A 24,848-nucleotide genomic window follows, 5' to 3' on the forward strand; every position below is an offset into this window, starting at 1 on the left:
CGTCAAAGTCGAAACATTGGTGCTGTTCGGGGCGACGGGGGATCTTGCCCATCGCATGCTCTTCCCCTCGCTCTACAATCTGCACATGGACGGGCTGCTCGACGATGCGATGACGATCGTCGCCTCGGGCCGCTCGCAGATGGATCGGGCAGGGGCGCACGCGATGGTACGCGCCGCGCTCGACGATCACCTCGCGGGCGATCGCATCGACGAAGCGGTGATTGCCGCTTTCCTCGAGCGGATCGACTATTGCGCGGTCGATGCCGGTGCAGCGACGGGGTACGACCGGCTCGCCGAAATGCTCGGTGACCGGATGAGCCGCCCGATCGGCGCCTATCTGTCGACCCCGCCATCGATGTTCGGCCCGATCGCGCAGGGGCTCGCCGCGGCCGGGATTGCCTGCGCCGAATGCCGGATCGCGATGGAAAAGCCGATCGGCCACGATCTCGCCTCGTCGCGTGCGGTCAACGAACAGGTCGGCAGCGCCTTTGCCGAGGATCGCGTTTTCCGCATCGATCATTATCTGGGCAAGGAAACGGTCCAGAACCTGCTCGCGCTGCGTTTCGCGAATATGCTGTTCGAACCTTTGTGGAACGCGCAAGCGATCGACCACGTCCAGATCACCGTGGCGGAAACCGTCGGCCTCGAAGGCCGGGTGTCCTATTATGACGGCGTCGGTGCATTGAAGGATATGGTGCAGAACCATATGCTCCAGCTCCTCGCGATCATCGCGATGGAGCCGCCGGCGAGCGTCTCGGCGACCGCGGTGCGCGACGAAAAGGTCAAGCTGCTGCGGTCCTTGCGCAAGATGCGCGCCGACGATGTCAAGGCGCACAGCGTCAAGGGTCAGTACACGAGCGGCGCGGTGAACGGCGGCGCGGTCGCGGGCTATGCCGACGAGCTGGGCCATCCGTCGAACACCGAAACCTTCGTTGCGCTCAAGGCCTATATCGACAATTGGCGCTGGAAGGGCGTGCCCTTTTACCTGCGCACCGGCAAACGGATGCCGCAGCGCAAGTCGGAAGTGCTGATCCAGTTCAAGCCGGTGCCGCATAATATCTTCGCGCGCGTCGGCGCGGGGGGGCTCGACGCCAACAGCATGATCATCAACCTGCAGCCCGAAGAGAATATCCGGGTCAAGGTGATGGCGAAGCAGCCGGGACTCGACCGCGACGGGGTAAAGCTCAAAGAGGTCACGCTCGACGTGTCGCTCTCGCACAGTTTCGAGGGCGAGCGGCGGCGCATCGCCTACGAACGGCTGTTGCTCGACTTCATCGAGGGCGATCAGACGCTGTTCGTGCGCCGCGACGAGGTCGAGGCGCAGTGGGAATGGATCGATTCGATCCGCGACGCCTGGGCATCGGTCGATCTGGCGCCGCAGACCTACACCGCGGGAAGCTGGGGCCCGTCGAGCGCGATCGCGCTCATCGAACGCGACGGAGCGAGCTGGCATGATTGACGGGAATAGCCATGACTGATCTCCACCCCACGATCGCCGCCGTCACCGACCGCATCACCCGCCGTAGCGCGCCGCGCCGCGCCGCCTACCTCGATCTGATGCAGCGGCAGCGCGAGGCCGGAACCAATCGCGGCAATCTGTCGTGCGGCAACCTTGCGCATGGCTTCGCGGCGTCGGGCGAGGACAAGCCCGCGATCCGCGCGGGCGCCGAGATGAATATCGGCATCGTCACCGCCTATAACGACATGCTGTCGGCGCATCAGCCCTATGGCCGCTACCCCGGACAGATAAAGATTTTCGCGCGCGAAGCCGGCGCCACCGCGCAGGTCGCGGGCGGCGTTCCCGCGATGTGCGACGGAGTGACGCAGGGACAGGCGGGCATGGACCTGTCGCTGTTCAGCCGCGACAATATCGCGCAGGGCACCGCGATCGCTCTCAGCCACGCGATGTTCGAGGGCGCGCTGCTGCTCGGCATCTGCGACAAGATCGTTCCCGGCCTGCTCATCGGCGCGCTGCGTTTCGGCCATCTGCCCACGATCCTCATTCCGGCCGGGCCGATGCCGTCGGGCCTCGCGAACAAGGAAAAGGTCCGCGTCCGTCAGCTGTATGCCGAGGGCAAGGTCGGCCGCGACGCGCTGCTCGAGGCGGAGGCGGCCAGCTATCATGGCGCAGGCACCTGTACCTTCTATGGCACCGCCAATTCCAACCAGATGATGATGGAATTGATGGGGCTGCACATTCCCGGCAGCGCCTTCGTCAATCCGGGCACCAAGCTGCGGCAGGAACTGACGCGTGCCGCGACGCACCGGCTGACCGAAATCGGCTGGACCGGCGACGACTATCGCCCGCTCGCGCGCTGCGTCGATGAAAAGGCAATCGTCAATGCCGCGATTGGCCTGCTCGCGACCGGCGGTTCGACCAATCATGCCATCCACCTGCCGGCCATCGCGCGGGCGGCGGGGATCATCATCGACTGGCAGGATTTCGACGAGCTGAGCCGCGCCGTGCCGCTGCTCGCGCGCGTCTATCCGAATGGCGCGGGCGACGTGAACAATTTCCACGCCGCGGGCGGGATCGGCTATGTCGTGCGCGAACTGCTCGGCGCCGGACTGCTCCACGGCGATGTGCTCACGGTGGGCGGGTCAATGGCCGACTATTCGGGACAGCCGGTGCTGGTCGACGATGCGCTTCATTGGGAGGCCGCACCCGAGACGTCGCGCGACGAAACGATGTTGCGTCCCGTTTCCGCTCCTTTTTCGTCCGACGGGGGCATGCGGCTGCTGTCGGGCAATCTCGGCCGCGCGATCATCAAGACGAGCGCGGTTGCCCCGAATCGCTGGACGATCGAAGCCCCGGCGCGCCTCTTCGACGATCAGGATCAGGTGCTCGCTGCATTCAAGGCGGGCGAACTCGACCGCGACTGCGTCGTCGTCGTGCGCTTCCAGGGGCCGCGCGCCAACGGCATGCCCGAACTCCACAAGCTCACCCCGGCGCTCGGCGTGCTGCAGGACCGCGGCTACCGCGTCGCGCTGCTCACCGATGGCCGCATGTCGGGGGCGAGCGGCAAGGTGCCTGCGGTGATCCACCTCTCGCCCGAGGCGCTGCCCGGCCCCGACGGGGTCAGCGGCCCGCTTGCCTGTCTGAAGGACGGCGACATGGTGCGCGTCTGCGCGGTAAACGGCGAGGTGACGGCGCTCGTTGATCCCGCTGAATGGGCCGCGCGGTCGCCCGCCATCGCCCCGCCGCCCGCACTCGGCGTCGGGCGCGAGCTGTTTGCGCTGTTCCGTCACCACGCCGACGAAGCCGAAAAGGGCGGGTCGGCGATGCTCGCGGCGATGGAAACCGTCGTCTGATGCGAAAACCGTTTGTCCTGAGCTTGTCGAAGGACCGCTCTTCCTTTCAACGGATTCGGAATAGAACAGCCCTTCGACAAGCTCAGGGCGAACGGAGTTAGAAGATGTCCGACAAGTCCATCGACCAGATCATGGCGCTAGCCCCCGTCATCCCGGTAATCGTCATCGACCGCGTCGAGGACGCCGTCCCGATGGCCGAGGCGCTCGTCGCGGGCGGCCTGCCGGTGCTCGAGGTCACGCTGCGCACCCCTGCCGCGTTCGCTGCGATCGCGGCGATGAAGGCGGTGCCGGGCGCGGTCGTCGGCGCCGGGACCGTCCTTGATCCCGCGATGCTGGCGGGCGCGATCCATGCGGGCGCCGAATTCATCGTTTCGCCGGGGCTGACCGACAATCTCGGCAAGGCGGCGGTCGCGAGCGGCATTCCCTTCCTCCCCGGCACCGCCAATGCCGGCGACATCATGCGCGGCATGGATCTTGGCCTCTCGCATTTCAAATTCTTCCCGGCCGCGACAAGCGGCGGCATCCCTGCGCTCAAGGCGCTCGCGGGGCCGTTCGGGCAGGCGCGCTTCTGCCCCACCGGCGGCATCACCGCCGCGACCGCACCCGAATGGCTCGCGCTGGACGCGGTGCTGTGCGTCGGCGGCAGCTGGGTCGTCCCCGCGGGGCCGCTCGATCCGGCCCGGATCGAGACACTCGCGCGCGAGGCGTCGGCGCTTTCGCGCCATTGATTAACCCCATTTTACCTGTCATCGTGCAGGGATAAGGCGGTACAGCCGCCAGTGGGGGAGATGCGCGTGCCAAGGCCGCAGCCGCATTTGGAAGAAGTTCTCGCGTCCGAACCCGGATCGCATATCGCCGCGCTCTTCGATTTCGACGGAACGATCATCGCAGGCTATTCGGCGACGGCGATGCTGCGCGAAAAGCTGCAGCGCCGCGAAATGTCGGTCGAGGAAATCGCCGAGACCGCGAATGTCATCGCGCAGCACAGTCTGGGCGCGATCGGCTTTTCGGGGCTGATGAGCGGCGCCGCCAAATTCATGAAGGGCGTCGAGGAGGAAAGCTTCGTCCAGTTCGGCGAAGAACTCTACAAGAAGCATATCGCGCGCAAAATCTATCCCGAGACGCGCGCGATCATCGAGGCGCATCAGGCCAAGGGGCACCGCGTCGCGATCATCTCGTCGGCGACGATCTACCAGATCGAACCGACCGCGCGCGACCTCGGCATATCCGACATCAAATGCTCCGCCTATGAAATCGAAGATGGCGTGTTCACCGGCGACATCATCCGCCCGCTCTGCTTCGGCGAAGGCAAGGTGCTTGCCGCCGAGGAGCTTGCCGCAGACTATGGCTTCGACCTCGATCAGAGCTATTTCTATTCGGACAGCGACGACGACATCGAACTGCTCGAACGCGTCGGCAAGCCGCGGCCGCTCAATCCCAATATGAAATTGAAGGCGATCGCCGACGAGCGGGGCTGGCCGGTGCAGCGCTTCGCGAGCCGCGGCACGCCGTCGTGGGTCGACTATACGCGCACCATCTACGCCACCGGCTCGCTGATCGGCGCCTTCGCGGCTGGCCTGCCGATCTGGGCGCTGACGCGTTCACAGCGCGAGGCAGTCAATTTCTCGATGGGGCTGTTCGGCGACTTCGCGACCGCGATCACCGGCGTCGAGCTCGAGGTCGAGGACGAACGCCACCTCTGGTCGTCGCGCCCGTGCATTTTCATCTTCAACCACCAGAGCAAGGCGGACGTCATGATCCTTGCCAAGCTCATCCGCCGCGACATGGGCGGGGTGGGGAAGAAGGAGATCAAGGAAATTCCCATCTTGGGGAAGCTGATGGAATGGGGCGGCACCGTCTTCGTCGACCGCGGCGACGGCAAAAGCGCGATCAAGGCTATGGAACCGCTGGTCGAAGCCATTCAGAAGGAAGGCAAGTCGATCTGCATCGCGCCCGAGGGGACGCGCAGCCTGACCCCGAAGCTCGAACCCTTCAAGAAGGGCGCCTTCCACCTCGCCATGCAGGCGGGCGTGCCGATCGTCCCGATCGTCATCCACAATGCGACCGACGTCGCGCCGAAAAACGAATTCGTGATGCGCCCCGCGACGGTGCGCGTCACCGTCCTGCCGCCCGTCGATACGTCCGAATGGCGGGTGAAGACGCTGAACACCCATGTCCGCGACGTGCGCAACATGTTCCTGCGCACCCTCGGCCAGCCCGAGGAGACTGTCGCGGAATCGGTTGCGAAGGAGGCGGCGCCAGCGGCAAACCCCGAAAAGGCGCCGAAGAAAGCGGCTACCAAGAAGCCTGCCGCCAAGAAAAAGCCGACGCCCCGAAAGGTAAAGAAGGCCTAGCCCATGTTTCACCTCGTCATTGCGAGCGAAGCGAAGCAATCCAGGGCGGGTTACGCCGCGCTGGATTGCCGCGTCACTACGCTCCTCGCAATGACGGTGGTTTAAGGCCATGGCCGACGGCACGCCCCGCAGCGAATTCGTCGCGGAGCAGCTGGCCGACCGGCTCTACATCATTGACGCGCACAACCGGATCGAGCGGCAGATATTGCTCGACTGGATCCACGCGACCTCGGTCGATCCGGGCGGGGAGGGCGCGCCGATTTGGGTCAGCCTCGCGATCGCCGATGACGATCATGCCCTCGACCTCGATGCGCTCAAGGCGCGGCTGGCGGGCGACCCTGCGCGTACGGTGGTGCCGCTGCGCGTCGCGTGGCGCATCCCCGGTTTCGAGCGCGATCGCGCGCTGAAATTCCGGCATCTGATCTTCGGCGACCCGCGCCGTCCGGGGCCGCTGCGCGCGCGGTTCATCCTGTGGCGCGACCGGCGCCGGGCGCAGATCCTGGTCGGCGAAGCGGCAACACAGACAGAGCTGAAGGCACGCTATCTCGCGCAGACCGGCGGCGGTGACGGCTGCGAGGAGGGAAGCAGCGAATTTGCCGGCTTCGTCGCGCGGCAGGCGGGGCTCGCGCTCGACGTCGCCGAACGCGGCATCCGCGGCAGCCGCTACAAGGTGCCGCGCTTCGTTGCCGACTCGCTGCGCACCAACCCCAAATTCCGCGCCGCGCTTGCCGATCTTGCCGGCCAGCTCGGCCGTCCCGTCGCGGATCTCTACCGCGAGGCGCGCCCGCTGATGAAGGAGGTCATCGCGACCCCCAGTGCGCTGTTCCTCGACCTGCGCGCGCGGCTCGACCGGATGATGTTCGGCGGCTATGCGCCCGAGATGGAGGTCGACGCGGCCGAGCTTGCAAAGCTGCGCTCGGTGCTGCGCGAACATCCGACCGCGATCCTGTTCACACACAAAACCTATATCGACGGCGCGACCCCCAGCCGCCTCGCCTATGAAAATGACCTGCCGATGCTGCACAGCTTTGGCGGCGCCAACCTCGACTTCGCGATCATGGGCCAATTCTTCCGCCGCTCGGGAATGATTTTCATTCGCCGCAGCTTTCAGGATCAGCCGGTCTACAAGCTGGTGCTGCGCCACTATATCGCCTGGCTGCTCGCCAAGCGCTTCCCGCTGTCCTGGGCCTTCGAAGGGACGCGCTCGCGCCTCGGCAAGCTGATGCCGCCCAAATATGGCCTGATGAAATATGTCCTCGACGCCGCGCATGCGACCGGGACGCAGGGGGTACATTTCGTGCCCTTCGTCACCAGTTTCGACCTGATCCGCGATGTCGAGGAATATGCCGCCGAACAGACCGGGCGGACCAAGAAACCCGAAAGCCTCGCCTGGTTCATCGGCTATATGAAGAGCCTCAAGGAACCGTCGGGGCGCATCCGTCTCGACATCGGCGAGCCCGTCGTCATTCCGGAGGCGCCAGCCCCCGACGACCGGCGCGCGCTGGAGCGTATCGCCTTCGCCGTCGCGGTCGAGGCGAACCGCGTCACCCCGCTTACCGTCACCTCGGTCATGTGCCTCATCCTGCTCGGCACCGCGCCGCGCGGCGTGACCGAGGCAGAGATGATCGCGACGATCGCGCGCATCACCGCCTGGGCGCGCGAGCGCGGCATCCGCCTCAGCCGCGAGCTCGAAGGCGGCGACGCCGCGGCGCTCGCGGCGACGCTCGACACGCTCGTCGAGGGCGGCCTGCTCACGCGGTTCGAGGCCGGCAGCGAGACCGTCTATTCGATCGACCCCGCCAAGCATCCGATGGCGAGCTATTATCGCAACATCATCGCGCATCATTTCCTCGACCGCGCGATGATCGAGCTGGCGCTGTTCGAGCTGCGCGATGCCGACAGCAAGGATTCGACCGCCGCCTTCTGGGCGCGGATCGACCGGCTGCGCGATCTGTTCAAATTCGAATTCTTCTACCCGCCGCGCGGCGAACATCTGGCCGCGCTGGAGGCCGAACTTGCGCGCATCGACCCTGCCTGGGCCAAGCGACTGGCGAGCGGCGACCGCGGCGTTGCGCAGCTCATTCGCCGCTGTCAGCCGATGGTCGGCCATGCGATCCTGCTACCCTTTGCCGAGGCCTATTCGGTCGTTGCCGACATTCTGGCGCGCGCGCGCCCCGGCGATCCGGTCGATGAAAAGGCGCTGCTCGACGCCGCGCTGATCGAGGGGCGGCAGGCCTGGCTCTTGCGCCGGATCAGCAGCGAAGCGTCGATCGGAAAATTGCTCTTCGCCAACGCCCTGTCGCAGATGCGCCATATGGGGCTGGCGGAAACCGCGACCCCCGACGGATTGCGCGCGCGCCGCGCACTGCTCGTGGAACTCCGCGGGCTCGCCAACGTCATGGAATCGATGCGGCTGGCCACGCTCGCGCTCGCCGACCGATTGCCGGGGACGGGAGAATGACATGACACCGCGTTCGTCATGGCGAGGAGCCGCAGGCGATGCGGCAATCGCTCGCCTTTGTCCCGGCGCCCGGCCGGTGACGGGAGATTGCTTCGCTCCGCTCGCAAGGACGGGATCATCGATGTTGGATGGAGGTTCGCATGCTTAAGCAACTCAGCGCCCAGGACGCCCAGTTCCTCTATACCCAGACCGCGAATAATCTGACGCATATCATGGGTATCTACATCTACGATCCGTCGACGGCGCCAGGCGGCTTCGTGCGGTTCAAGGATATCATCGCGCACGTCCAGTCGCGCGTCGACACATCGCCGCTGTTCAAGCGCCGGCTCCACCGGCTGCCGCTCGATCTCGACCACCCCTATTGGGTCGAGGACGAACATTTCGACATCGAAGCGCATATGAGCCACGCGCGCCTGCCCGAACCCGGCGACTGGCGGCAATTCTGCATCGCGGTCGCGCGCTATTTCTCGAAGCCGATGGATATGAACCGGCCGCTTTGGGACATTTACATCATCGAGGGGCTCGACCGTATCCCCGGCATCCCGAAGGGCAGCTTCGCGATGCTCCACCGCGTCCATCACGCCGCGGTCGACGGCGCATCGGGCGCGCATGCCTTCATCGCGATGAGCGACATCGACGCCAAGGGGACGCCGGCAATCCCCGGCGCGCCGGTGGAGGATCTCGGGCGCGCGCCGTCGAGCGCGGAGGTCGCCACGCGTGCCTGGACCGCGTCGATGCAATCGCCGGTCAAATTCATGAACGCGCTGCTCAAGGTGTCGCCCTCGCTGATGACCGCGGCGCGCAAGTCGATGCTCAGCGATCAGGGGATGACCGCGGGCGTCCCCGAAACGCGCTTCAACGCACCCGTCGGCCCGCACAAGATGTTCGACGCGACCCGGGTTGCGCTCGCCGATATCGCGAAGGTGCGGGCAAAGGTGCCCGGCGCGACGGTCAACGACGTCATCCTTGCGACCTGCGCGGGCGCGCTGCGCAAATATCTTCAGGCGCATGGCGAACTGCCCAAGGAAAGCGTCGTCGCGGTCGCCCCGATCAACCGGCGCGGCAAGGGCGGCAAGGCCGACAGTCCCGGCAATCAGGTGACCGCGATGAGCGTGCCGCTGCGCACCGACATTGCCGACCCGCTGAAGCGGCTCGCGGCGATCCGTGACTATACGGTGGAGGCGAAGGAGGCGAAGGCGGGCGTCAGCGCGCGGATCATGACCGACCTGTCGCAGCATATTCCGGGCGCGACGATGGCGGCGGTTGCGCGCATCCTGACGAGCGAGCGCTTCGCGGTGCGCGGCACCAATCTTTTCATCTCGAACGTCCCGGGCGCGCAGGTGCCGCTCTATCTCGCGGGGGCGCAGCTTGTGCAGCAATACGGCGCAGGCCCGCTCGCCAACAATATGGGGCTGTTCATCGCGACCCCCAGCTATAACGGTCAGGTCGGCTTCTCGATCATCTCCGAACGCGCGATCATGCCCGACATCGCCTTCTTTCGCACGTGCATCGACGAAAGTTTCGCCGACCTGCTCGCCGCGCAGCCTAAGCCCGAAAAGGCGGCGGTCAAACCGAAGCCTGCAGAAAAGCCCGCTTCGAAGACAAAGACTTCATCCAAAACGACACCCAAGGCGAAAGCGAAACCAAAAACGCCGACGAAGCGGAAGAAGGCATCACCTCCTTCGTCACCCCGGACTTGATCCGGGGTCCATTCGCGCGGCGCCGGGTCAATGGATCCCGGATCAAGTCCGGGATGACGAAGGTGTGGAAGCTGGCGTCAAAACAGTTGCCAAAGGCAACGTAACCCGCAAGAATCACTGAAAATAGAAATAGTGCAGGACCACCGAATGATCTTTTCCCCGACGCTCAGCGTGGACGCCGATCTGGCGAAGGCGCCCGACTATGCCGCCTGGATCAGAGCGGCGATTGCCGCCGACGGCAAATCGGGGATGCAGGCGTGGCGCGACGCCGACGAAAGCAAGCATTTCGACTATCGCGCGATCCGCGCCCGCCTCGAACGGCTGCGCAAGCTGTCGGCGGCGGGCGATGTGAAGGGGCTGCTCTTCGTCCTCAACGAAGGCATTCACGGCAATATCGACGGCATGGGCCACGAACGCTTGTATCAAAAGGCGCGCTTCGGCACCAAAAGGCTGATCGAGGATTATGTGGCAGAGGTCGTCTCCGCGCTGGGCAAGATCGCCGCGGCGCGCAGCATCCCGCGCGACGAAAAGCGCGATTTCTTCCGCCGCGCCCAGCATTGCTACGGCCGCTCGGCGCTGCTGCTGTCGGGGTCGGGCAGCTTTCTCTATTTCCATGTCGGCGTCGTGAAAGCGCTGTGGGAGGAGGGCGTGCTGCCGACGATCCTCGCGGGATCGAGCGGCGGTTCGATCGTCGCCGCGGTCGTCTGCACGCGCAAGGATGCCGAGGTCGGCGCCTTCCTGGCCAGCGACAAGCTTGCCAGCGCCGACCGCGATCCCGAAGTGCGCCGCCTCGCCCCTGACGAGGTCGCCGCGCGCCTCGCCGAGCTCATCCCCGACCTGACCTTTCAGGAAGCCTATGAGGTCAGCGGCCGACATCTCAACGTGTCAGTCGCGCCCGCCGAAAAATATCAGAACGGCCGCCTGCTCAACGCGATCACCGCGCCCAATGTGCTGATCCGCGAAGCGGTGCTCGCCTCGTGCGCGGTGCCGGGCGTCTTTCCGCCGGTGATGCTGATGGCGCGCGACGAAGCGGGCAAGCGCGTGCCCTATCAGCCCGACCGGCGCTGGGTCGACGGGTCGGTGACGCACGACATCCCGACCAAGCGGCTCGAACGCCTCTACGGCGTCAACCATCATATCGTCAGCCAGGCGAACCCGCTCGCGCTGCCTTTCGCGACCGACACGCGCAAGCAGATGGCGCCGATAGAGGCCATTCAGCATGCCTCGATGGCGACCTTCAAGGCATGGCTCAACGCCAATATGGTGATATTCCAGAAGCCCCTCGAACTGGTGCCGCCGCTCAACAGCCTCGCCAATATGGCGCGCTCGCTGATCAATCAGGAATATACCGGCGACATCAACATCATCCGGCCGCCCAAATTCTGGTCGCCCACAAAGATATTGTCCGATCTGTCGCAGGAGGACATCGACGAGCTGATCGACACCGGCATGCGCACCGCCTGGCCGAAGATCGAGATGGTGCGCACCCAGACCGCGATAAGCCGCGCGCTCGACGCCATCCTGGCGCGCATCGACAAGGGCGGCGACGACGGCCCCGGCCACCGCAGCGCGGCGCTGAAAAAGCCGGTCCGGTGAGCATGGCGGGCGTGATGCTGCCGCCGGGATCGGCGGGCGCGGGCGCGACGCTGCACGTCACCCATTGGCTTCCTGCTGCGGCGCCCAAGGCCGTGGTGCTCCTCGCGCACGGCTATGCCGAGCACGCCGGGCGTTACGCCCATGTGGCAAAACGGCTGACCGACGCCGGCTATGCCGTCTATGCGGTCGACCATTGGGGCCATGGCAAGTCGGATGGCGAGGGGGGCTATGTGCCGCGCTTCTCGGCTTTCACCGACGGCATGGCCGAATTGCTCACGCTCGTCGAGGTCAACCATCCGGGCGCGCCGCGCCTGCTGCTCGGACACAGCATGGGCGGCCTGATCGCGACGCTGTTCCTGATCGATCGGCAGGACGCCTTTGTCGCCGCCGCACTGTCCGGCCCGGCGATTGTCCCCGGTACGCCGCCTTCGCGCTTCACCGTCTGGATCAGCCGCTTTCTGTCACGCTTTTTTCCGCGCCTCGGCGTATTGGCGCTCGATCCCAACGGGGTCAGCCGCGATCCGGCGGTGGTCACCGCCTATCTTGCCGATCCGCTTGTCTATACGGGAAAGATCGGCGCGCGGCTCGGCAAGGAATTCATGGACGCGATGGCGGTTGCGCAGGCATGCGCACCGAAAATCACGCTGCCGATCCTGCTCCAGCATGGCGACCATGACAGCCTCGCCTCGGTGGCGGGCTCGCACTATCTGTTCGACCATGTCGCATCGACCGACAAGCGGCTCGAAATCTATCCCGGCCTGTTCCACGAAATCTATAACGAGCCCGAACGCGATGCGGTGCTGGACGATCTGATCGGCTGGTTCGATGCGCATGTGTCAGCCTGAAGCCAACGGATCGACAGGGAAATTCCGCACGTCATGAAGCTCCTCCTCATTCTGCTTTTTGCGCCGCTGATCGCTCTGGCGATCTTCTATTTCGTATTCCCCGGCCGCCTCGTCGCGATCGGTCGCGCGCTGCTCCGCCGGCGCGGCGGCACGGTGCAGAAAAGCGTTACCGTCGACGGCCGCGCCTGGCCCTATCTGGAGGGCGGCGATCCCGCCAAGCCTACGCTGCTGCTCGTCCATGGCTTTTCGGGCGACAAGGATAATTGGTCCTTTCTCGCGCCCTTTCTGACGCGCGACTATTACGTCGTCGCACCCGATCTCCCCGGTTTTGGCGAGAATGAACGCAACCCCGATCTTGCGTATGACATCGAAGCGCAGACCGCGCGGCTGAAGGCATTCGTCGATGCGCTCGGACTGCGGCAGCCGCATATCGCGGGCAATAGCATGGGCGGCTGGATCGCGCTGCGCTACGCGCTCGACTTTCCCGATGCGCTCGCCAGCCTGATCCTGATCGACAATGCCGGGGTGGCGGGCGCGAACGAGAGCGACCTTCAGAAACAGGCGGCGAACGAGGATTATAACCCGCTCGTCCTGGCCGGTATCGAGGATGCCGACCGCCTCGTCGCGATGGTCGTCCACAAACCGCCCTTCGTGCCGTCGCGATTGAAGCCGGTGCTCTATGCCGACGCGCTCAAATATCGCGATCAGCTCGACACCGCCTTCTGGGTCATTGCGACCGAGATGCGCGACCGCCCGCTCAACGACCGGCTCGGCGAGGTGACGGTGCCGACGCTAATCATCTGGGGCCGCCACGACCGGCTGATCGACATCAGCTGCGTCCCCGTGCTCGAAGCGGGTATCGCAAACAGCCGCGCGCATGTCCTCGATCATGTCGGCCATGTCCCGATGGTCGAGGATCCGAAGGCCACCGCCGCGCTGATGAAGGATTTTCTCGGGCCGCTCGATTAGCCGCCGATTACGTCGGACTTGATCCGCTGGTCAAACCATGCGTCATTGCGAACCCGGCAAAGCCGGGTGAAGCAATCCAGACTGGCTCGAGCCAGCACTGGATTGCGTCGCTTCGCTCGCAATGACGGGCAGGGAGAAGGAGGGGCTATGCGCCTGAAAGTGGGCCTGCTCGGCGGGGGGAGCTGGGGGACGACGGTCGCCGCGACGGTATCGCGCAACGCGCCGATCACCTTGTGGGCGCGCGACGCCGAAATGGTCGATGGCATCAACCGCGATCAGGAAAACCGCAAATATCTGCCCGGCATCCGCCTGCCCGCGGCGCTGCGCGCGACGGCCGATCTCGGCGAAGCTGTGGCGGGCGCCGACGTCCTCGTCATGGGCGTGCCGTCGCACAGCTTTCGCGCGGTGCTCGAGGAGGCGCGCGATCATCTGCGTCCCTGGGTGCCGGTGATCAGCCTGACCAAGGGGCTCGAACTCGCGACGGGCAAGCGGATGACCGAGGTGATCGAGGAGGTGCTGCCCGGCCACCCCGTCGGCGTGCTCACCGGCCCCAATCTCGCGCGTGAGATCATGAGCGGCCAGGCGGCGGCGAGCGTGCTGTCGATGGAGGATGAAATCGTCGTGCGCGCACTGCACCCGCTTTTCCATTCGGGGCTGTTCCGCGTCTATACCAACACCGATCTGCTCGGTTGCGAACTCGGCGGGGTGCTCAAGAATATCATCGCGATTGCGGTCGGCATGGGCGACGGGCTCGGCGCGGGCGACAATACGCGCGCCGGGCTGATGACGCGCGGGCTGGCCGAAATCACCCGGCTCGGCGTCGCGATGGGCGGGCGCCCGGAAACCTTCGCCGGTCTGACGGGCATGGGCGACCTGATCGCGACCTGCACCAGCCCGCTGTCGCGCAACCGCCACGTCGGGGTCGAACTCGGCAAGGGGCGCCATATCGACGCGATCATCGCCGACATGCACATGGTCGCCGAAGGCGTCAAAAGCGCCCCCACGGTGATGGCGCTCGCCGACCGTCACGGCATCGCGATGCCGATCGCGCGCGACGTCTTCGACGTGACGCAGGGCAAACGGACCGCGCAGGATGTGTTCCGCGGGCTGCTCAAATCGAGCGTCGGTGACGAGGCGCATCCGGGGTAGGGGCAATCGTCGATGCCGCCGTCAGCTTCGGCGTCGGATGAAAGCGCCGCCTTGCCTGCGGGGACGGCCGTGGACGGTTCCGCCGCAAGGCGTGTCGAATCCTCGTCGGTCCGTGAAGAAAAGCCGGTTCTCTTTCGTTCTTTCTCCTGACCAGCAGGGTCCACCAAGGAGACGAACGATGAAAAAAAGGACGACTTTGGCGGCGCTTATGGCTCTTCCCGCCGGTGCTGCAATGGCGACGGTTCCCTATGGGTCGATTCCGCCGGGTTTCGATCGCCCACCGGTTCGCAGCGTGCCGATTGCGGGTGTCTATAATAAATATTGGTACAATTATCGCACCGATATTCTGGAGGCTGAAAAGGAGCTCAAGAGTGACTTGGGCCGCGCAACCGATCGCGAGGATCGCTGGGATGCATGGGACGAGTGGGCGACCGAAGTCGTCGACGCCGACAAGGATTATACCAAGGTGATGCGCAAGAAGGGCTACCCTGTGGGGCGCGTCTCGATCGAAGGCTGATCGTCGAAATGAGTTTCAAAAGGCGGCGGGCGCTATGCGTCCGCCGTCTTCATTCTACACTCCGCCTTCCGCCAGCAGCGCCTTCGCTTCCTCGCCCTGCCAGTCGATGGCGCCCACCACGCGCCACAGTTCGCGCCCGTTCGCATCGTAGAGGATGCTCGTCGGCAGCGCGGTATTCGCTGCGTCCAACAAAGTGTTCTGCGGATCGAGATAGGGTTGCAGCGCCTTCAGCCCCGCCTTCTGGAACCAGGGATCGACGACCGAAGCGCCTTGCAGATCCTGCGCCACCGCGACGACCGTCAGCTTGCCTGCCTTTTGCGCGGCAAGCGCATCGAGCGTCGGCATTTCGGCGACGCAGGGCGCACACCAGGTCGCCCACAGATTGACCAGCAGCGGCTTGCCGCGAAACGACGCGACGGTCACCGGTGCGTCGTCGGGGCCGCGAAAGACGGCGGCCGGTCCGGCCTTGCCGGCGTTGCCGCGCTCGACGACATGCTGAAAGGTGGCGGGGTCGCGGCCATGCGCCGCTTCGCCGGGCGAAATATTTGCTTGCCCCGCGCCTGCTTGCTCCGAGGCCTCCTTTTGCCTATCGCACCCCGCGAAGGAACCGGCGATCAGCAGGGCCAGCACGGCAAGACGAAGATTTGGAACGCGGCGGATGGCGAATACTCCCGATAGCAACAGCATGTGGGGCGGCCGCTTCGGTGGCGGACCTGCGGCGATCATGCAAGAGATAAACGCCTCGATCCCCGTCGACAAACGTCTTTGGGAAGAGGATGTCGCCGCCAGCCGCGCGCATGCCGCGATGCTCGGCGCGCAGGGGATCATTGCCGCCGCCGACGCGGCGACCATCGATCGCGGGCTGGCGCAGATCGCCGACGAGTTCGCCGCGAACGGTGTGCCGGTCGATCTTGCGCTCGAAGATATTCACATGACGGTCGAATCGCGCCTCAAGGAACTGGTCGGCGAAGCCGCCGGGCGGCTCCACACCGCGCGCTCGCGCAACGATCAGGTCGCGACCGATTTTCGGCTCTGGGTGCGCACCGCTTGCGACCGTATCGATTCCGGCCTGAAGGCGCTTCAGGGCGCCCTGCTCGCGCGCGCCGATGAACATGCGGACAGCATCATGCCCGGCTTCACCCATTTGCAGGTCGCACAGCCGGTGACGCTCGGCCACCATCTGCTCGCCTATGTCGAAATGTTCGGCCGCGATCGCGGCCGTTTCCGCGATGCGCGCGCGCGGCTCAACGAATCGCCGCTCGGCGCCGCGGCGCTTGCGGGCACCAGCTTCCCGCTCGACCGTCCGGCGACCGCGGCGGCGCTCGGTTTCGACCGGCCGATGGCGAACAGTATCGATGCCGTATCGGACCGCGATTTCGCGCTCGAATTTTGTGCCGCCGCCTCGATTGCCGCGATTCACCTCTCGCGCCTCGCCGAAGAGATCGTGATCTGGGCCAGCCAGCCCTTCGGTTTCGTCAGTCTGCCCGACGCCTGGTCGACCGGCAGCTCGATCATGCCGCAAAAGCGCAATCCCGATGCCGCCGAACTGGTGCGCGGCCGCGCAGGCCTGCTGCTCGGTGCGTTCCAGCGGCTTTCGGTGATCGTGAAAGGGCTGCCGCTCACCTATTCGAAGGATTTGCAGGACGATAAGGAAACGGTCTTCGGTGCCTTCGACGCGCTAGCGCTTTCGCTCGCCGCGATGACCGGCATGGTCGACGCGCTGGCCTTTCGCACCGACCGGATGCGCGCGCTCGCCGCATCGGGCTTTTCGACCGCGACCGATCTGGCCGACTGGCTGGTGCGCGAGGCGGGGGTGCCGTTCCGCGACGCGCACCATATCGTCGGTGCCTGCGTGAAACGATCGGAAGAGCTCGGCGTTGAACTGTCGGCGCTTCCGGCGGACGAAGCGGCGGCGATCCATGCCGCGGTCACGCCCGCCGCGCTCGCGGCGCTGACCGTCGAGGCGTCGGTCGCCAGCCGCATGAGCTATGGCGGCACCGCGCCCGAACGGGTAAGGCAGGCTGTTGCCGCGGCGCGCGCGGCGCTGGAGATTTAGGTGATGGCAAAGATCCGCACGACGATTTTGCTGGCCGCCTCGGGCGCTGCGCTCGTGGCGCTTGGCGCGTGCGGCAAGAAGGAAGATCTGAAGCCGGTGGCGGGTTCGGCCCCGCCCGCGCTACCCATCGGGGCACAGCGCCAGCCGACCACGGAGGAGCTCACGACGCCTGACGCGCAGGCCCGGCCCGCGCGCAGCGACGACCTTCTTAAACGATCCGAAAAGCGCGAACCCGACGATTTCGACTTGCCGCCTCCGGGCTGAGTTCAGGACCTTTTCCATGGATCATTTTGCTTATCGTGACGGCGTTCTCTACGCCGAAGACATCGCCTTGCCGCGCATTGCCGAGGAAATCGGCACCCCCGTCTATGTCTATTCGCGCGCGACGCTTGAACGCCATGCGCAGGTGTTTCGCGACGCGCTTGCCGACATTCCGCGCAAGCACATTGCCTTTGCGATCAAGTGCAACCCCAACCTCGGCGTGCTGCGTGTCCTCGCGCGGCAGGGCTATGGCGCCGACGTCGTGTCGGGCGGCGAGCTCGAACGCGCGATCGCGTCGGGGATGGCGCCCGAAGATATCGTCTTTTCGGGCGTCGGAAAGACGCGGGCCGAACTGGCGCTCGGTCTCGACCGCGGCATCGGCCAGTTCAACATCGAACATGAACCCGAAGGTGTCGCGCTCGCAGAGATCGCCGCACGAAAGGAAATGACCGCGCAGGCAGTGCTGCGCGTCAATCCCGACGTCGATGCGGGCACCCACGCCAAGATCTCGACCGGCAAGGCCGAAAACAAGTTCGGCGTCGGCATCGACGTCGCGCCCGAAATATTCGACCGCCTTGCGCGGCTACCTGGCCTCAAGCTGCGCGGCATTGCACTCCATATCGGCAGTCAGCTCACCAGCCTCGACCCGCTCGAGGCGGCGTTCGTCCGCGTCGGGCGGCTGATCGCCGATCTGCGAGCGGCGGGACACGACATCACCCATGTCGATCTCGGCGGCGGGCTCGGGGTTCCTTACAAGGAGGGCGACAACCCGCCGAGCCCCGCCGATTATGGCGCGATGGTCGCGCGCGTCACCCGCGACTGGGACGTCACCTTGATGTTCGAACCCGGGCGCGTCATCGCCGGCAACGCGGGCGTGCTGCTCACCGAAGTGCTGTGGGTCAAGCCGGGAGCGCAGAGCGATTTCGTCATCGTCGACGCAGCCATGAACGATCTGGCACGTCCGGCGCTCTACGATGCGTGGCACGATTTCCAGGCAGTGCGTCCGAGCGGCGAGACGATGACCGCCTCGATCGTCGGCCCGGTGTGCGAAACCGGCGACACCTTCGCGCGCGACCGCGTGATCGACAAGGTTGCGGCGGGCGATCTCGCCGTTTTCCGTACCGCGGGCGCCTATGGCGCGACGATGGCATCGACCTACAACAGCCGCAGCCTGGTTCCCGAAGTGCTCGTCGACGGCGACCGCTATATCGTCGTCGCCGATCGCATCGCCGCCGGTACGATCATGGCGGCCGAACGCGTCCCCGACTGGATCGACTGATGCGCCAGTTTCCTCTCTTCCTGAACCTTGCAGGCCGCACGGTCGTGCTGGTCGGGGAGGGGGAGGCTGCGGATGCGAAGGCGCGGCTGATTGCGCGCGCCGGCGGGCGGATCGTGCCGCAGTGGGAAGACGGCGCGGCGATCGCCTTTGTTGCGCTGGACGAGGGAGCTGAAGAAGCGGCGGCGGAGCTGCGCGCGCGCGGCCTCCTCGTCAATGTCGTCGACCGGCCCGATCTTTGCGATTTCACCACCCCCGCGATCGTTGATCGCGCGCCGGTGACGATCGCGGTCGGCACCGGCGGCGCGTCCGCCGGGCTTGCCAAGGCGGTGCGCCAGCGGATTGAGGCGTTGCTGCCCGCCACCCTCGGCAATCTCGCCGCCGCCCTGTTCGCGGCGCGCGGTGCGATGAAAGCGCGCTGGCCCGATGCCGCCGACCGCCGCCGCGCCATCGATGCCGCGCTTGCGCCCGGCGGCGCGCTAGATCCGGTTGCCGGGCCGGACCAAGGCGCTGTCGCTGCCTGGCTCGCCGCCGATCATCTGGCGGCGCCCGCGCGCCTTGAAATGATCGCGCTCGCCAGCGACGATCCCGACGATCTGACGCTGCGCGCGGCGCGCCTGCTGGGCGAGGCCGATCATATCTTCCACCCCGCTGCGACTCCGCCCGCGATCCTGGCCCGCGCGCGAGCCGATGCGGTGCGACACTGCACCGAAACGCCGCCCGCCGATCCGCCCCCCGGCCTGTCGCTCTGGCTCGCATCGGCGATTACGCGAAGCTAATTGGGCTTCGCTCAGTCGCCTTCCTAGCCCTGTCGCCGGCGGCATCGTCGCCGCCGTTTCAGCCAGGAGAGGTTATGGAATTTCCGCCCATTGCCATCGACGCGCTCCCGCTGCTCGACACCGCGGCGGGCCTGTACGGATCGACGGCCGACGGGTCGGTCTTTGACATCGCCGTGACCATCGCGACGGTCGGCTGCAACTGTCCGCGCGCTGACGCGGTGTACTGTCTCTGCGTCGGCCCGGATCGCACGCCATGTCGCGCTCGAACCGGCCACCCTGCACGCCGCTGCGATGGCCGACGCCGATCCGCGCCCCGAAGTTCGCGCCGCCGCCGGCGCGACGCCGCGCGGTGGGGCACGATCGCCAGCCGGCCGACGCTGACGCCCCCCAAAGCGTTGCTCCGCTGCGCAATCCGCCTGACCGACAATGCCCGCGACATCGCCGACCATATGGCGGTCAGCCATCCGGTTCCGCGGGCGCGCGCCAGCGCCATCGCCGCGCTCGCTGCTGTCGCAGACGATAAGGGGGCGAACGGCGGCGCTCGAGCTCGGCCGGCGCGACGCCGATGCGCGGGTCAGGGACGATTGCGAACGATGGCTGACGCTCTGACCCTGAGCGATCAGACCCCCGGCAGGCTTTCGATTTCAGGTGCTCCGGCGAGGCAGGGGCCGAGTTTCGCGCCGAGGGTGCGGAAATGGTCCGACGCGCGGTGCGCGGCGACCGCGGCCTCGTCGTCATAGCATTCGAGCACCTTGTAAACGCCGGCTTCCGCGGTACGGAAGAGCTTGTAGAAGCTGTTACCCTTCTCGTTCGCGCGCACCGCGGGGGCCAGCTCCGCAAACACGCCTTCGAATTCCGCTTCCTTGCCCGGCTGCACGCGCAGCGTGGCGATAATGCCGATTCCGCTCATATCGTCTCTCCCCAGAAAATAGTCAGGCTCAAATGGTTAGGCGTGCAGGTCGGGATCGACCTCCCAGCCCGCCTCGACCTGGATGCCGAAGCTGTTAAGCATCATCGAAACCTGTGTGTACTGACCGACGGTCATCACCAGATCCATGCGTCCCTTGTCGCCGAGCGGCGCCAGCGCCGCCCAGGTCGCGTCGGCAACGAAATGGTTCGCGGTCAACTCGTCGGTCGCGCGCAGCATCGCGCGGTCGATATCGCTCCAGACCGCAGCGTCGGGTCCGGCCTTGATCCGCTCGATCTCGTCTTCGGTCAGGCCGCAGTCGAGTCCGATGCGCTTATGCTGCGTCCATTCATAGCCCGACCGGCAATTATAACCGGTGCGCAGGATGACGAGCTCGCGATCCCGCGGGGTAAGCGCATTGCGCTTCGACAGGATATAATTGCCCCAGCCGAGGAAAGCGGTCAGCGCCTTGGGCGCCTGCGCCAGCGTGCGGAAGATATTGAGGATTCTGCCGCCGCCCACCTTGCCGCCATCGGAGGCAAGAAAGGGTTCAAGCGCCGCGCGCTGGTCGGCATCGAGCCGGTCGAGATCGACCGGCTCGACACGCGGAGCTTTCAGCCGCAAATCAGAAGACCTCGAACAGGCCTGCTGCGCCCTGGCCGCCACCGATGCACATGGTGACGACGGCATATTTGACGCCGCGGCGCTTGCCTTCGAGCAGCGCGTGGCCGACGCAGCGCGCGCCGGTCATGCCGAAGGGGTGGCCGATCGAGATCGAACCGCCGTTGACGTTGAGCAGGTCGTTCGGAATGCCGAGCTTGTCGCGGCAGTAGAGCACCTGCACGGCAAAGGCTTCGTTGAGTTCCCAAAGGCCGATGTCGTCCATCTTGAGCTCGAAGCGTTCGAGCAGCTTCGGGATGGCGAAAACGGGGCCGATGCCCATTTCGTCGGGCTCGGTGCCGGCAACGGCCATGCCGACATAGCGGCCCAGCGGCTGAAGCCCGCGCTTTTCGGCGACCTTGGCCTCCATGACGACGCAGGCCGACGAGCCATCCGAAAGCTGGCTGGCGTTGCCTGCCGTGATCGTGTGGCCTTCGCCCATCACCGGCTTCAGGCTCTGCAGACCTTCGAGCGTGGTGTCGGGACGGTTGCACTCGTCCTTGTCGGCGACGACATCCTTGAAGGTGACTTCCTTCGTTTCCTTGTTCACCACCGCCATCGTCGCCTTGCAGGGGACGATTTCGTCGTCGAACTTGCCAGCGGCCTGGGCCGCGGCGGTGCGCTGCTGCGACTGGAGCGAATATTCGTCCTGCGCTTCACGGCTGATATTGTAACGCTTTGCAACGACTTCTGCCGTGCCGATCATCGGCATGTAGATGTCTTTGTGCATCGCCAGCAGTTCCTGGTCGGCCTCGAAGAAGGTCTTGCCGCTGCCGCTGACTTTCGAGATGCTTTCGACGCCGCCGGCGACGCAAATGTCCTGGCGGTCGACGATGATCTGCTTCGCGGCGGTCGCAATCGTCATCAGGCCCGACGAGCACTGGCGGTCGATCGACATGCCGGGGACGGTGACGGGCAGGCCGGCGCGCAGGCCGATCAGGCGCGCGACGTTCATCGTCTGCGATCCCTGCTGCATTGCGGCGCCGAACAGGACGTCGTCGATCTCGCCTCCTTCAACCCCGGCGCGTTCGACCGCGGCGGCGACCGAATAGGCGCCCAGCGTCGGCGAGGTCGTGTTGTTGAACGATCCGCGCGCCGCCTTGGTCAGCGGGGTGCGGGCGGTGGAAACGATGACGGCGTCACGCATGATAAACTTCCTTCTGCTTGGTTCCGGTTGTCTTTTCGGGGGAGGTTCGGCCGGAATGCCGGTTTATATGTCAGACGAAGAACTGGCTGATCCATTCGGCCATCAGCGCGGGCTTTTCTTCGCCCTCGATCTCAACCGTGAATTCCAGCGTCTGCTGCCACTGGCCCGGACGCTTTTCGTCGAGCTCGAGCAGCTTGAAATGGCCGCGCACGCGCTTTCCCGAGCGCACGGGGGCAAGGAAGCGCACTTTGTTGCCGCCATAGTTGACGCCCATCTTGACGCCTGCGGGGCGCGGGCAGTCGGATTTGGCCATCAACATGGGGAAAAGAGAGAGGGTCAGAAAGCCGTGCGCGATGGTGCCGCCGAAGGGCGTCAGCTTAGCCTTTTCTTCGTCGATATGGATGAACTGATGATCGCCGGTCGCGTCGGCGAACTTGTTGATCATCTCCTGATCGACCAGCACCCATTCCGACGTGCCGAGCGGCTTGCCGACCAGTTCCTTCATTTCCTGCGGCGTCATCGCGCTCATCCTTTATCCCCTCTATGTCTGTCGAGGGGCGCGTTCTAGGCCCGCGGGGCGGGGTAGCACAAGAGCCTAGGGCTTTGCGCTACGGCGCCGTAGCGTCAGGACTGTGCGGACTTCGGCGTCTTCATCGTGACGCTTTCGGCATAGGGGAGAATCATCGTCCCGTCGGGCGCCGCGGTGAAGGTCGTCTGCGTCGGATAGGCGAAGTCGTAGCCGGCGTTGGTCATCTCTTCGAAGACGCGGATGCCGATCGCGGTGCGGGCCGCGATGACCTCGTTATAGTCTGCGCTCGGAATGTCGGCGACCAGTTCGAAGTCGAGGCTAGAGGCGCCGAAGCCGATGAAACTCGACCGGATGAACTCATGCCCCTCGGCTTCGACCTGCGCCTTCAGCAGGTCGGGCAGCGCGCGCAGCATCGCGGGCGTGGTCTGATAGATTACACCGATCGCGAACTGGACGCGGCGGCGTTCGAGATGGGCATAGTTGGTGATTTCCTTCGATAGCAAATTGGTGTTGGAAATGACCAGCAGCTCGCCGTTGACCGACCGCAGATGCGTGCTTTTCAGCCCGATGCGCTCGACGGTCGCGACGCTATTGTCATATTTGATCGCTTCGCCGACGCGGAAAGGCCGGTCGAAGATGATCGACAGCGACGCGAACAGGTCGGAAAAAATGCCCTGCGCGGCAAGGCCGATCGCGATGCCGCCGATGCCCAGGCCGGCGATCAGGCCGGTGACATTGACCCCCATATTGTCGAGGATGACGATCGCCGCGACCGCGAACAGCGCGATGCTGATGAGCAGGCGGATGATGCCCATCGCGTTGACCAGCGTCTCGTTATGCCCATCGGCGGCGCGGCGCTGGATCAGCCCGAGGACGATCTCGCGCGCCCAGATCGCGACTTGCAGCACCACCGCGACGGTGAAGACCAACTGGATGATATGCAGGACGACGACCGGCGGATTGGCCGATGCCGCGACCAGTCGGACCGAGACGATCGCCAGCACCAGCGATTTGGTCTTGTGGATCACCCGCCCGACAATGTCGGTCAGCGTGAATTGCCCCGGCGCCGACTGCGCTTTCTTGAGCGCGAAACCGCGGATCAGCGACAGCGCAAAATAGATGAGGAGCCCGGCGCCGATCGCGATGCCGATCTGCAGCCAGTGCGTATCGACCCACGCGACGCTGCTGGTCCACCAGGCGCGGATCTGCGCGGCGGGGTTGGCGGTCGCGGTGGCAAGGAAAGGCAAAGTCACGTCGGTCCTCTTGGTCTGGTCGGTCGGTCAGGCGGAACGGAGCAGCGCGCCGGCATCGGGCGCGCGCTCCAGATAGGTCAAAAATCCGCGTTCGTAACGCGAAAGATATTTGGTCGCGCGCGGCAGGCGCCCCGCGACCGCGGCAAAATCTCCGCGATCCTGCGCAGCGGCGATCATCGCCGGGTGGACATAGGCGCGCCGCGCAACGGCGGGCGTGTTGCCGAGCCGGTCGGAGACGCGCGTCAGCATCGCCTTGAGCGAGGGTGGCTCTTCGGCGTCGTACAGACAGGCGAACGCCTCGACGCTCGCCCACCAGGTGCGGAAATGCTTGGCGCTGAAATCGGCGCCCATCGCCTCGCGGATATAGGCGTTGACCTCGTCGGACCCGACCGCGCACGGGCCATCCGCATCCTCATATTGGAAAAGATGCTGGCCGGGCAGGTCCTGCAACCGGCGCACCAGGGTCGCCAGGCTGCGGTCGCTGATCGTCACCTCGCGCCGCGCGCCGCCCTTGGCGCGGTAGCGGAGCCGGAGGCGCTGCCCCTCCAGTCGCGCGTGACGCCGGCGCAGCGTCGTCGCGCCGAAGCTCTTGTTTGCGGCGACATATTGTTCGTTGCCGACGCGCAGCGCGGCGAGGTCGAGCAGGCGGACGACGGCCGCGACGACGCGATCCGCGCACAGCGATCGGCGGCGCAAATCGCTTTCCAGCCGCGCGCGGAGCAGCGGCAGGGCCTGGCCGAAGCTGGCGCAGCGATCATATTTGTCCGCCTCGCGCGCGGCCCGGAAATCGGGGTGGTAGCGATATTGCTTGCGCCCGCGCGCGTCATAGCCGGTCGCAAGGATATGCCCGTTCGCGGCCGGGCAGAACCAGGCATCCTCATAGGCGGGGGGCAGCGCGATCGCGTTGAGGCGCTCGATCTCGGCGCGGTCGCGGATCACCTTGCCCGCGGCGTCGCGATAGCGCCAGCCCGATGCGGCCCGTTCGCGGCGGATGCCGGGCAGGCTGTCGTCGACATGGATCAGGCGGGGGGCGGCACGCGGCGACGGCATGCCTTGTTAAGCGTCCTGGCCGGGCGA

21 protein-coding genes and 1 pseudogene are annotated in these 24,848 nt (G+C 65.8%); 15 read left to right on the forward strand and 7 right to left on the reverse strand.

What is annotated here, in order from left to right; genetic code table 11:
- Positions 1 to 55: 55 nt before the first annotated feature.
- The 11 genes from zwf to P1IM2_RS15325 all read left to right on the forward strand — a co-directional run bounded on the left by zwf (position 56) and on the right by P1IM2_RS15325 (position 14,903).
- Positions 56 to 1,459, forward strand: a complete 1,404-nt coding sequence (zwf, locus tag P1IM2_RS15275; RefSeq protein WP_260834173.1) for a glucose-6-phosphate dehydrogenase — start codon at positions 56 to 58, stop codon at positions 1,457 to 1,459.
- 11 nt (positions 1,460 to 1,470) lie between these two features.
- On the forward strand, positions 1,471 to 3,312 hold the full coding sequence (gene edd, locus P1IM2_RS15280; RefSeq protein ID WP_186402965.1) for a phosphogluconate dehydratase: 1,842 nt from the start codon (positions 1,471 to 1,473) through the stop codon (positions 3,310 to 3,312).
- A 104-nt stretch (positions 3,313 to 3,416) separates the two neighbouring features.
- Positions 3,417 to 4,040 carry a bifunctional 4-hydroxy-2-oxoglutarate aldolase/2-dehydro-3-deoxy-phosphogluconate aldolase gene (gene eda, locus P1IM2_RS15285; RefSeq protein WP_186402966.1) on the forward strand — a complete coding sequence of 208 codons (624 nt, stop codon included), beginning with the start codon at positions 3,417 to 3,419 and terminating at the stop codon, positions 4,038 to 4,040.
- 87 nt (positions 4,041 to 4,127) lie between these two features.
- Positions 4,128 to 5,666, forward strand: a complete 1,539-nt coding sequence (locus P1IM2_RS15290; RefSeq protein ID WP_260834171.1) for an HAD-IB family hydrolase — start codon at positions 4,128 to 4,130, stop codon at positions 5,664 to 5,666.
- Positions 5,667 to 5,775: 109 nt separating this feature from the next.
- Complete coding sequence (locus P1IM2_RS15295) at positions 5,776 to 8,127, forward strand: glycerol-3-phosphate 1-O-acyltransferase (protein ID WP_062900772.1); 2,352 nt, start codon at positions 5,776 to 5,778, stop codon at positions 8,125 to 8,127.
- A 140-nt stretch (positions 8,128 to 8,267) separates the two neighbouring features.
- Positions 8,268 to 9,827: a wax ester/triacylglycerol synthase family O-acyltransferase gene (locus P1IM2_RS15300; RefSeq protein ID WP_234178528.1), complete on the forward strand. Its 1,560-nt coding sequence runs from the start codon at positions 8,268 to 8,270 to the stop codon at positions 9,825 to 9,827.
- 147 nt (positions 9,828 to 9,974) lie between these two features.
- Positions 9,975 to 11,423, forward strand: a complete 1,449-nt coding sequence (locus tag P1IM2_RS15305; RefSeq protein WP_062900770.1) for a DUF3336 domain-containing protein — start codon at positions 9,975 to 9,977, stop codon at positions 11,421 to 11,423.
- A gap of 2 nt (positions 11,424 to 11,425) precedes the next feature.
- A complete protein-coding gene (locus tag P1IM2_RS15310; protein ID WP_062900769.1) occupies positions 11,426 to 12,268 on the forward strand; it encodes an alpha/beta hydrolase in 843 nt (280 codons plus the stop codon).
- A 33-nt stretch (positions 12,269 to 12,301) separates the two neighbouring features.
- The gene (locus P1IM2_RS15315) at positions 12,302 to 13,237 is read left to right on the forward strand and encodes an alpha/beta fold hydrolase (RefSeq protein WP_062900768.1); all 936 of its coding nucleotides are present in this window, start codon (positions 12,302 to 12,304) and stop codon (positions 13,235 to 13,237) included.
- 147 nt (positions 13,238 to 13,384) lie between these two features.
- Complete coding sequence (locus P1IM2_RS15320) at positions 13,385 to 14,386, forward strand: NAD(P)H-dependent glycerol-3-phosphate dehydrogenase (RefSeq protein ID WP_062900767.1); 1,002 nt, start codon at positions 13,385 to 13,387, stop codon at positions 14,384 to 14,386.
- 178 nt (positions 14,387 to 14,564) lie between these two features.
- A complete protein-coding gene (locus tag P1IM2_RS15325; protein WP_082819802.1) occupies positions 14,565 to 14,903 on the forward strand; it encodes a hypothetical protein in 339 nt (112 codons plus the stop codon).
- A gap of 156 nt (positions 14,904 to 15,059) precedes the next feature.
- On the opposite strand, the pseudogene P1IM2_RS15330 reads toward P1IM2_RS15325, so the two are convergent.
- A pseudogene (locus tag P1IM2_RS15330) lies at positions 15,060 to 15,629 on the reverse strand (TlpA family protein disulfide reductase); the annotation flags it as partial.
- Between P1IM2_RS15330 and argH the strand changes: the two are divergent.
- From argH to P1IM2_RS15350, 4 genes are read left to right on the forward strand one after another with little or no spacing between them, the layout of a single operon-like run.
- Positions 15,562 to 16,959: an argininosuccinate lyase gene (argH, locus tag P1IM2_RS15335; protein ID WP_234178532.1), complete on the forward strand. Its 1,398-nt coding sequence runs from the start codon at positions 15,562 to 15,564 to the stop codon at positions 16,957 to 16,959. The pseudogene P1IM2_RS15330 and the gene argH sit on opposite strands and share 68 nt — an antisense overlap.
- Positions 16,960 to 16,962: 3 nt before the next feature.
- Positions 16,963 to 17,223: a hypothetical protein gene (locus P1IM2_RS15340; RefSeq protein WP_062900763.1), complete on the forward strand. Its 261-nt coding sequence runs from the start codon at positions 16,963 to 16,965 to the stop codon at positions 17,221 to 17,223.
- 16 nt (positions 17,224 to 17,239) lie between these two features.
- Entirely contained in the window at positions 17,240 to 18,499 is a 1,260-nt protein-coding gene (gene lysA, locus P1IM2_RS15345; protein ID WP_062900762.1) for a diaminopimelate decarboxylase, read from the forward strand.
- Complete coding sequence (locus P1IM2_RS15350; RefSeq protein WP_062900761.1) at positions 18,499 to 19,275, forward strand: bifunctional precorrin-2 dehydrogenase/sirohydrochlorin ferrochelatase; 777 nt, start codon at positions 18,499 to 18,501, stop codon at positions 19,273 to 19,275. Before lysA ends, P1IM2_RS15350 begins: the two co-directional genes overlap by 1 nt.
- Positions 19,276 to 19,894: 619 nt before the next feature.
- Here the strand turns inward: P1IM2_RS15350 and P1IM2_RS15355 are convergent.
- The 6 genes from P1IM2_RS15355 to P1IM2_RS15380 form a co-directional block, all read right to left on the reverse strand.
- On the reverse strand, positions 19,895 to 20,185 hold the full coding sequence (locus tag P1IM2_RS15355) for a putative quinol monooxygenase (protein WP_062900759.1): 291 nt from the start codon (positions 20,183 to 20,185) through the stop codon (positions 19,895 to 19,897).
- A gap of 36 nt (positions 20,186 to 20,221) precedes the next feature.
- Positions 20,222 to 20,806 (reverse strand): carboxymuconolactone decarboxylase family protein, encoded by a 585-nt coding sequence (locus tag P1IM2_RS15360; protein WP_062900758.1) that lies wholly within the window; start codon positions 20,804 to 20,806, stop codon positions 20,222 to 20,224.
- A 1-nt stretch (position 20,807) separates the two neighbouring features.
- On the reverse strand, positions 20,808 to 21,989 hold the full coding sequence (locus P1IM2_RS15365; RefSeq protein ID WP_003038814.1) for an acetyl-CoA C-acyltransferase: 1,182 nt from the start codon (positions 21,987 to 21,989) through the stop codon (positions 20,808 to 20,810).
- A 70-nt stretch (positions 21,990 to 22,059) separates the two neighbouring features.
- Entirely contained in the window at positions 22,060 to 22,518 is a 459-nt protein-coding gene (locus P1IM2_RS15370; RefSeq protein WP_082813397.1) for a MaoC family dehydratase, read from the reverse strand.
- 95 nt (positions 22,519 to 22,613) lie between these two features.
- Entirely contained in the window at positions 22,614 to 23,765 is a 1,152-nt protein-coding gene (locus P1IM2_RS15375; RefSeq protein WP_062900757.1) for a mechanosensitive ion channel family protein, read from the reverse strand.
- A 33-nt stretch (positions 23,766 to 23,798) separates the two neighbouring features.
- A complete protein-coding gene (locus P1IM2_RS15380) occupies positions 23,799 to 24,821 on the reverse strand; it encodes a DNA topoisomerase IB (RefSeq protein ID WP_062900756.1) in 1,023 nt (340 codons plus the stop codon).
- Positions 24,822 to 24,848 lie beyond the last annotated feature (27 nt).

Source organism: Sphingopyxis sp. P1IMeth2 (assembly GCF_900185685.1).
Lineage (GTDB): Bacteria > Pseudomonadota > Alphaproteobacteria > Sphingomonadales > Sphingomonadaceae > Sphingopyxis > Sphingopyxis terrae_A.

Excerpts from the sequence above, each read along its gene's own strand:
- P1IM2_RS15365 (WP_003038814.1), bottom strand. The coding sequence starts at position 21,989 with ATGCGTGACGCCGTCATCGTTTCCACCGCCCGCACCCCGCTGACCAAG.
- P1IM2_RS15315 (WP_062900768.1), top strand. The coding sequence starts at position 12,302 with ATGAAGCTCCTCCTCATTCTGCTTTTTGCGCCGCTGATCGCTCTGGCG.
- argH (WP_234178532.1), top strand. The coding sequence starts at position 15,562 with ATGGCGAATACTCCCGATAGCAACAGCATGTGGGGCGGCCGCTTCGGT.
- eda (WP_186402966.1), top strand. The coding sequence starts at position 3,417 with ATGTCCGACAAGTCCATCGACCAGATCATGGCGCTAGCCCCCGTCATC.
- P1IM2_RS15340 (WP_062900763.1), top strand. The coding sequence starts at position 16,963 with ATGGCAAAGATCCGCACGACGATTTTGCTGGCCGCCTCGGGCGCTGCG.
- P1IM2_RS15355 (WP_062900759.1), bottom strand. The coding sequence starts at position 20,185 with ATGAGCGGAATCGGCATTATCGCCACGCTGCGCGTGCAGCCGGGCAAG.
- edd (WP_186402965.1), top strand. The coding sequence starts at position 1,471 with ATGACTGATCTCCACCCCACGATCGCCGCCGTCACCGACCGCATCACC.
- P1IM2_RS15320 (WP_062900767.1), top strand. The coding sequence starts at position 13,385 with ATGCGCCTGAAAGTGGGCCTGCTCGGCGGGGGGAGCTGGGGGACGACG.
- P1IM2_RS15300 (WP_234178528.1), top strand. The coding sequence starts at position 8,268 with ATGCTTAAGCAACTCAGCGCCCAGGACGCCCAGTTCCTCTATACCCAG.
- P1IM2_RS15295 (WP_062900772.1), top strand. The coding sequence starts at position 5,776 with ATGGCCGACGGCACGCCCCGCAGCGAATTCGTCGCGGAGCAGCTGGCC.
- lysA (WP_062900762.1), top strand. The coding sequence starts at position 17,240 with ATGGATCATTTTGCTTATCGTGACGGCGTTCTCTACGCCGAAGACATC.
- P1IM2_RS15380 (WP_062900756.1), bottom strand. The coding sequence starts at position 24,821 with ATGCCGTCGCCGCGTGCCGCCCCCCGCCTGATCCATGTCGACGACAGC.
- P1IM2_RS15305 (WP_062900770.1), top strand. The coding sequence starts at position 9,975 with ATGATCTTTTCCCCGACGCTCAGCGTGGACGCCGATCTGGCGAAGGCG.
- P1IM2_RS15370 (WP_082813397.1), bottom strand. The coding sequence starts at position 22,518 with ATGAGCGCGATGACGCCGCAGGAAATGAAGGAACTGGTCGGCAAGCCG.
- P1IM2_RS15310 (WP_062900769.1), top strand. The coding sequence starts at position 11,426 with ATGGCGGGCGTGATGCTGCCGCCGGGATCGGCGGGCGCGGGCGCGACG.
- P1IM2_RS15350 (WP_062900761.1), top strand. The coding sequence starts at position 18,499 with ATGCGCCAGTTTCCTCTCTTCCTGAACCTTGCAGGCCGCACGGTCGTG.
- zwf (WP_260834173.1), top strand. The coding sequence starts at position 56 with ATGCTCTTCCCCTCGCTCTACAATCTGCACATGGACGGGCTGCTCGAC.
- P1IM2_RS15325 (WP_082819802.1), top strand. The coding sequence starts at position 14,565 with ATGAAAAAAAGGACGACTTTGGCGGCGCTTATGGCTCTTCCCGCCGGT.